At 65.3% G+C, this 7,785-nt stretch carries 5 protein-coding genes; all 5 read left to right on the forward strand.

Annotation, left to right across the window (positions count from 1 at the left end):
• Positions 1-574 precede the first annotated feature (574 nt).
• On the forward strand, positions 575-1,870 hold the full coding sequence (locus QJT78_RS26175; RefSeq protein ID WP_038944040.1) for an N-acetylmuramoyl-L-alanine amidase: 1,296 nt from the start codon (positions 575-577) through the stop codon (positions 1,868-1,870).
• A 254-nt stretch (positions 1,871-2,124) separates the two neighbouring features.
• Positions 2,125-4,635 carry a penicillin-binding protein 1A gene (locus QJT78_RS26180; protein ID WP_014495579.1) on the forward strand — a complete coding sequence of 837 codons (2,511 nt, stop codon included), beginning with the start codon at positions 2,125-2,127 and terminating at the stop codon, positions 4,633-4,635.
• Between the two features lie 104 nt (positions 4,636-4,739).
• Positions 4,740-5,871, forward strand: a protein-coding gene (prfB, locus tag QJT78_RS26185) for a peptide chain release factor 2 (RefSeq protein WP_100213929.1) whose coding sequence is annotated in 2 segments (ribosomal slippage) — positions 4,740-4,808 and positions 4,810-5,871 — 1,131 coding nt in all. Because the reading frame shifts where the segments join, the coding sequence is not laid out codon by codon here.
• Positions 5,871-6,752, forward strand: coding sequence for an NAD(P)-dependent oxidoreductase (locus QJT78_RS26190; RefSeq protein ID WP_038944041.1), 882 nt, complete (start codon positions 5,871-5,873; stop codon positions 6,750-6,752). The genes prfB and QJT78_RS26190 overlap by 1 nt, the downstream gene beginning before the upstream one ends.
• Positions 6,753-6,766: 14 nt before the next feature.
• A complete protein-coding gene (locus QJT78_RS26195; RefSeq protein ID WP_028148751.1) occupies positions 6,767-7,642 on the forward strand; it encodes a DMT family transporter in 876 nt (291 codons plus the stop codon).
• Positions 7,643-7,785 lie beyond the last annotated feature (143 nt).

Here is a 7,785-nt window from a genome sequence, read left to right on the forward strand (position 1 = left end):
GAAGCTGGAGGGCCGAAGCGGCGCGCGGGATTGTCACTCCGCAGCGTCGCGAACGGTCCTTCAGAATTCGTCGGCACAGTCTGGCGCATCAAGCGTCGGCCCGTATGAAACATTGGGCGGCGGGGCCGCCCCTCAATCAGTTGCTGCTGGCCAGGCATGGCGCGAGCGCGCTCGCCTTGGGGATTACGAACCGCTCCCTTGGGATTAAGGGACCGGGTAACGAGTCACGTCGCTGTCAAAACCGTCCCGGAAACGCGGTGGTAACCAGGGACCGTCCGCCACCGGGGCTTGACCCGCTCCACCTCGCTGCCGCGCACCGCGCTGGTCTTTGAGGGGAACGGAAAAACGCTGGAATTCCCAAAACTTGAGAGTTCCGGCGCTGCACCGGGAGGCTGAACGCGACACAACCGGAAATATCGGCCGTCAGCACTCCGTACATACGTGGAATGGACCAACCGTGCAAGGGAGCGTCGCACGGCGGTCACAGTCGGGGAGTTTCGTATATCTGTCATTAAGCGGCGATTAACCCTGTGGTTCTATTGCGTTAGAAGGGCCGCTCGGAGGCACTGAATCGGTGACGAGCCGCACAAATCAAAGGGTTTTGCTGGGATGCGCGCTTCTGTGTGCCGCAGCATTGGTGTGCGCTGATTCCTGGCGCCTGAGCGCGGCGGAAAGCCAGCCGCAACCCTCTGTTGCGGTAGCGATTTTTCCAACCGCCTCCGCCGCCCGGCTGGCCGGCGATGGCAAGCAGACCCGCTTCATCCTCGACATCGATCAGGCCGTCACCTTCCGCGCCGTCACGCTCGCCGACCCCTACCGGGTGGTGGTCGATGTGCCTCAAGTCAATTTTCAACTGCCTGCGGGCACCGGGGTCGAGGGACGGGGACTGGTCAAGGCCTTCCGCTACGGGCTGGTCATGCCCGGCGGCTCGCGAATCGTGTTCGACCTGACAGGCCCGGCCAAGATCGCCAAGTCCTACGTGCTGGAGGCCGCCAATGGCCAGCCGGCCCGGCTCGTGCTCGAGCTGGAGGAGGTCGACCGTGCCGCCTTCGTACAGTCGCTCGTCCCCGAGAGGCGCCCCGAACTGCGGCCCGCAATCGCCGACGCGCCGCCGGCAACGGTTCCTGCCGCCGCAGCTCCGGAAGCCGGGCAGCAAAAGGTCGACGGGCGCCCGATCGTCGTGATCGATCCCGGTCATGGCGGCATCGACAACGGCACGCAGTCGAACGGCGAGAGCGAGAAGAACCTGGTGCTGGCCTTCGGCCTGGCGCTGCGCGACCGGCTGGACAAGACCGGCAAATTCCGCGTGGTGATGACACGGGACGACGACACCTTCATTCCGCTCAACGACCGGGTCAAAGTCGCCCGCGGGCTCAAGGCCGCCCTGTTCGTCTCGATCCACGCCGACGCGCTGCCGAAGGCCGAGGGCGATGCGCAGGGCGCAACCATCTACACGCTGTCCGACAAGGCCTCCGACGCCGAGGCGCAGCGGCTGGCGGACGCGGAAAACCGGGCGGATGCGATCGCCGGTTTCAACCTCGCGGAGGAGCCGACCGACGTCGCGGACATCCTGATCGACCTCACCCAGCGGGAAACTCGCACCTTTTCAAGCCGTTTTGCCCGCCTGTTGATGGGCGAAATGAAGTCGTCCGTGCGGATGCACAAGCATCCCCTCAAGTCGGCCGGCTTCCGGGTGCTCAAGGCGCCGGACGTGCCGTCGGTGCTGGTCGAGATCGGCTATGTCTCCAACAAGGGCGACCTCGAGCATCTGGTCTCCGAGGGCTGGCGGTCCAAGGCCGTGGGCTCGATGGCGCAGGCGATCGACGGGTTCCTGACCAAGCGGATGGCCACGGCCGGATCGTCAAATTGACGAACGGGGGTTCGTCGAATTGACGACCGGGAGGCGTCGAATTGAGAGGGATTTTCCGTCCCGTTGCAAAAGCCCTAGTTTGGCCACAGCGGGCGCTTTATAAAAATGCCGCAGGGGGTTCCGGAATCGGCGAGAATCCCGTTCGGCAAGCGTCTTGGTCCGGCACTGATGTAATTGAGTGAATTCGCGACGTGGAGTTGGCGCCTGTTTTGGGTGCCTTGAGCTGATCCAGAGTTTGAACGGATAAACATATAATGCGCTTGCTGGTGCGGTTCATGGGCTTCCTGTTCGCCGCGGGAACGGTGGTGTTCCTTGTCGGTGTCGGAGCCGTGGCAGGCCTGATCTGGCATTTCTCCAAGGACTTGCCCGACTACTCTCAGCTTCAGGATTACGAGCCGCCGGTGATGACCCGCGTGCACGCGGTCGACGGCTCGCTGCTCGGCGAATACGCCAAGGAGCGCCGGCTGTACCTGCCGATCCAGGCGGTGCCGAAGCTCGTGATCAATGCCTTCCTCGCGGCCGAGGACAAGAATTTCTACGAGCATGGCGGCATCGACTACACCGGCATGGCGCGCGCCGGCGTGCTCTTCATCCAAAACTACGGCTCGAACCGGCGTCCGCAGGGTGCCTCCACGATCACCCAGCAGGTCGCCAAGAACTTCCTTCTGACCAACGAGGTCTCCTTCGCCCGCAAGATCAAGGAAGCCTTGCTGGCGATGCGCATCGAGAAGACCTACTCGAAGGACAAGATCCTCGAGCTGTATCTGAACGAGATCTATCTCGGCCTCGGCGCCTACGGCATCGCGGCCGCTTCGCTGGTGTATTTCGACAAATCGGTGAACGAGCTGACGGTCGCTGAAGCGTCCTATCTCGCCGCGCTGCCGAAGATGCCCGCGACGCTGCATCCGGTCCGCAACCGCGATCGCGCCATCGAGCGCCGCAACTACGTGATCGACCGTCTGCTGGAGAACGGCTGGATCAAGCAGGCCGACGCCGACAAGGCGCGCAAGGAGCCGCTGGCCGTCACCAACCGTTCCAACGGCGCCCACACCTTCGCCGGCGAATATTTCGCCGAGGAAGTCCGCCGTGACATCTTCGAGCGCTACGGCGAGAAGAAGCTTTACGAAGGCGGTCTGTCCGTCCGCACCACGCTCGACCCGAAGATCCAGGTCATGGCGCGCAAGGCCATGGTCGCCGGCCTCGTCAACTATGACGAGCAGCAGGGCTATCGCGGCGCCATGAGCAAGCTCGATATTTCGGGAGATTGGGGCGTGAAGCTCGCCGAGATCAAGTCGCTGTCCGACATCTCGCCATGGCGCATGGCGGTGGTGCTTGAGACCAGCGACCAGTCCGCGCGCATCGGCTTCCAGCCGAATCGCGAGCTCGGCGGCGCCATCAGCAAGCAGCGCGAGACCGGCATCGTCACGGTCGACGGCGTGCGCTGGGCGAGGGCGGCCCAGGGCAATGCCAAGGGCAAGACCCCGACGTCGGTGGCGCAGGTGTTGCAGCCCGGCGACGTGATCTATGCCGATCCGCTCTACACCAAGGAGGGACAGCCGGTCGAAGGCCAGTACCGCCTGCGCCAGATTCCCGAAGTGTCCGGCGCGATGGTGGCGATGGATCCCTGGACCGGCCGCGTGCTCGCGATGGTCGGCGGCTTCTCGTTCGACCAGAGCCAGTTCAACCGCGCCACGCAGGCCTATCGGCAGCCGGGTTCGTCGTTCAAGCCGATCGTCTATTCGGCCGCGCTCGACAACGGCTATACGCCCTCGACCGTCGTGCTCGACGCGCCCATTGAAATCGACCAGGGCCAGGGCGCCGGCGTGTGGCGGCCCGAGAACTTCTCGTCAGGCAAATTCCAGGGACCCGTCACGCTGCGCAACGCGCTGCGGCAGTCGCTCAACACCGTGACCGTGCGCCTCGCGCAGGACATCGGCATGCCCCTGATCGGCGAATATGCGCGCCGCTTCGGCGTCTATGATGAATTGCCGAACTATCTGTCCTACGCGCTTGGCGCCGGCGAGACCACGGCGATGCGCATGGTCACGGCCTATTCGATGCTCGCCAATGGCGGTCGCCGGGTGAAGCCGACCTTGATCGACCGTATCCAGGACCGTTACGGCCGCACCATCTTCAAGCACGACCAGCGCGAATGCCGCGGCTGCGACGCGCCGGGCGGCTGGAAGAACCAGGCCGAGCCGCAGCTGATCGACCGCCGCGAGCAGGTGCTGGATTCCATGACCGCCTATCAGATCACCGAGCTGATGGAAGGCGTGGTCCAGGCCGGTACCGCGACCGTGGTCAAGGAAGTCGGCAAGCCGATCGCCGGCAAGACCGGCACCACCAACGAGGCCAAGGACGCCTGGTTCGTCGGCTTCTCGCCCGACGTCGCCGTCGCGATCTATATGGGCTACGACAAGCCGCGCGCGCTCGGTAGGGGCAACGCCGCGACCGGCGGCCATCTGGCCGCGCCCATCGCGCGCGACTTCCTCAAACTCGCGCTCGCCGACAAGCCCGCGGTTCCGTTCAAGGTGCCGGCCGGCATCAAGCTCGTGCGCGTCGTCTCCAAGACCGGCATGCGCGCCGGCCCCGGCGAGACCGGCGGAACCATTCTCGAAGCCTTCAAGCCGGGCACGGCGCCGCCTGACAACTACTCGGTCATCGGCGTTGCCGATGCCGACGGGCGCGGCGGCGTGCCGGCGTCGCAGCAGCAGCAGCCGGATTCCGGCTTCTTCATGCGGCCGGGCACCGGCGGGCTGTACTAGCGGATAAGACTGACGATCGCGGTTCCGGCGGTTGCGCTTTGCAGCCGCCGCCGCTACATCCCAATCTGAATTGCACGCGGGATTCCGCGAGATCAGAGAACGACATGCGCGCCGAAATCGAACGGTTGGTAGAAGAGATCAAGCAGTCAGTCGGGCTGCTGAGGAGGCATCTTTGACGTCGAGAAATCGACGGCGCGCCTCGCTGAGCTGAACAAGCTCGCAGAAGATCCCAACCTCTGGAACGATCCCCAGAAAGCCCAGAAGCTGATGCAGGAGCGCACCTCGCTTGAGGATTCGCTCTCGGGCATCGGCAAGGTCGAGCAGGAGCTTGAAGACGACATCGGCATGATCGAGCTCGGCGAAGCCGAGGGCGATGCGGGCGTCGTCACTGAGGCTGAAACCGCGCTGAAGAACCTCAAGAAGGAAGTCGCGCGGCGCGAGCTCGAGGCGCTGCTGTCGGGTGAGGCCGATCGTTTCGATTCCTATCTCGAAGTCCATGCCGGCGCCGGTGGCACCGAGAGCCAGGACTGGGCGCAGATGCTCTTGCGCATGTACACGCGCTGGGCCGAGACGCACGGCTTCAAGGTCGAATTCCTCGAGGAGTCCGAGGGCGAAGAGGCCGGCATCAAGTCCGCGACCATCCAGGTCTCCGGCCACAATGCCTATGGCTGGCTGAAGACGGAGGCGGGCGTGCACCGGCTGGTGCGCATCTCGCCGTTCGATTCCAACGCGCGGCGGCACACCTCGTTTTCGAGCGTGCAGGTATTCCCCGTCATCGACGACAGCATCAAGATCGACATCAAGGAAGCCGACGTCCGTGTCGATACGATGCGCTCGGGCGGCGCCGGCGGCCAGCACGTCAACAAGACCGAATCTGCGGTGCGCCTGACGCACATTCCGACCGGCGTTGCGGTGGTCTGCCAGGCCGGCCGCTCCCAGCACAAGAACCGGGCGCAGGCCTGGGACATGTTGCGCGCGCGGCTTTACGAGATCGAGCTGAAGAAGCGCGAGGAGAAGGCCGCCGCCGACCAGGCCGCCAAGACCGATATCGGCTGGGGCCACCAGATCCGCTCCTACGTGCTGCAGCCCTACCAGATGGTGAAGGATTTGCGCACCGGTGTGCAGACCTCCGACACCTCGGGCGTGCTGAACGGCGAGCTCGACGACTTCATGGCCGCAACCCTGGCGCAGCGCGCCTTCGGCACCACCGGCGCCGACATCGAGGACGTCGACTGATGTCCCGCGTCGCCTTCATCGGGTTGGGGCGGATGGGCCACGGCATGGCCGGCCGCTATCTCGATGCCGGCTTCACGGTGACGCTGTGGAATCGCAGCAAGGCAAAAGCGGACGACCTGATCGCGCGCGGCGCGCATTGGGCAACGTCGCCTGAGGATGCCGCCATCGATGCCGATGCGGTCGTGACCATGGTCGCCGATGACGAAGCCTCGCGCGCGGTCTGGCTCGGGCCTGAGGGCGCGGCCAAGACGGCAAAGGCCGGCACCATTGCGATCGAGTGCTCCACCGTCTCCTATGACCACGCCCGCGAGATGGGCCGTGAGCTCAATGCGCGCGGGCTGATCTACATCGACTGCCCCGTGACGGGATTGCCGGATGCGGCCGCGGCCGGAAAGCTGACGCTGCTCGCCGGCGCCGACGCAGCCGATCTCGAACGTGCGCGGCCGTTTCTCGAACCGATCGGCTCGACCATCCGCCATTTCGGCGCGGTCGGCTCCGGTACCGTCTACAAGCTCATCAACAATCTCCTGGGTGCGATCCAGATCGCCGGGCTTGCCGAAGGCCTCGCCATCGCCGAACAGGCCGGGCTCGACATGAACCTGGTGCTGGAATCGATCCAGGCCGGTGTCGCCGCCAGCCCGCAGGTGCAGCGTCATTCCAGGCGCATGGTCGCCCGCGATTTCAGCGGCGCGACGTTTACGGCGGCGCTGCGGCACAAGGATGCGGCCTATGCGGTGAAGCTCGCCGAAAGCCTGCTGGCCGACAAGCCGCTGGTATCGCGCGCTGCGGTCGAGTCCTACGCGCAGGCCAAGGCCGCGATGCCCGACGACGATGAAGGCAAGATGATCGAGCTGGTCTCGCGGCCGAAGAAGCCGACCTAGTCGGGCGCATCAACATGGGGCAGCCTCGTTCGGAACGTGGTCTCGGCATTGCCCTCGTCATCGCCGCGGCAATTGCCTGGAGCACGGCGCCGTTCTTCACGCGGCTCTTGCCGTTCGACCCGTGGACCATCCTGTTCTGGCGCGGACTGTTCGCGGGCAGCCTGATCACGGTGTTTCTCGTCGTGATGCAGGGCCGCGCCGCGCTGTGGCAATTGGTCGTGCCGGGGAGGGGCGGCCTGCTCGTCGCGTCCTTGTCCGCGGTCGGCATGGTCTCGTTCATTCCCGCGCTTCAGATGACCAAGGTCATGAACGTCGCGGTGCTGATCGCAACCCAGCCCTTCGTCGCGGCTGCGCTGGCGTGGCTGTGGCTCGGCGAAGCCGCGACGTGGCGTACGCTGGCCGCGAGCCTGATCGCCTTTGCCGGCGTGGTGATCACGGTCGGCGGCGTTCAGGCCGGCGCCGATCTCGGCGGCGTCGCGCTGAGCTGCCTGATGGTGCTCGCCATCTCCGCCATGACCGTCGTGGTCCGGCGTCACCGCGAGACCTCGATGGTGGCGGCAGCGGCGCTGTCGAACTTCATGGGGAGCCTCGTCAGCCTTCCCTTCGCCCACGACATCGCTCATGTCGGCGGCAATGGCATTGCGATCCTCGCGATGTTCGGCTGCCTTCAGGTTGCGCTCGGCCTGACCTTCTACATGCTCGGCTCACGCTTGCTGCCATCAGGACAGGCCTCGCTGATCGCGACGCTGGAAACGCCGCTGATGCCGTTCTGGATCTGGGTCGCCTTCCGGGAGTTGCCCGCCGTGCATGCGCTCATTGGCGGCGCGCTGGTGATTGGAGCGGTGATCGCCGATATTGCCGGTGAAGCTCGCTCGCGGCGCCCCTCCTGAGCAACGTTGTCGGAAATCGGGTGGCGGCCTGTCCCCCGTGGGTCGGTCAAAATCCCCCGGGTATGGTCACTTGAAACTCCCCCACCTGATGATCGCCGTCAGCGCCGCTGAACAGCAGTAGCCGGTCAGGCAGGACGTTTATG

It is taken from the genome of Bradyrhizobium sp. Mp27 (assembly GCF_029953005.1).
Taxonomy (GTDB): Bacteria; Pseudomonadota; Alphaproteobacteria; order Rhizobiales; family Xanthobacteraceae; genus Bradyrhizobium; species Bradyrhizobium barranii.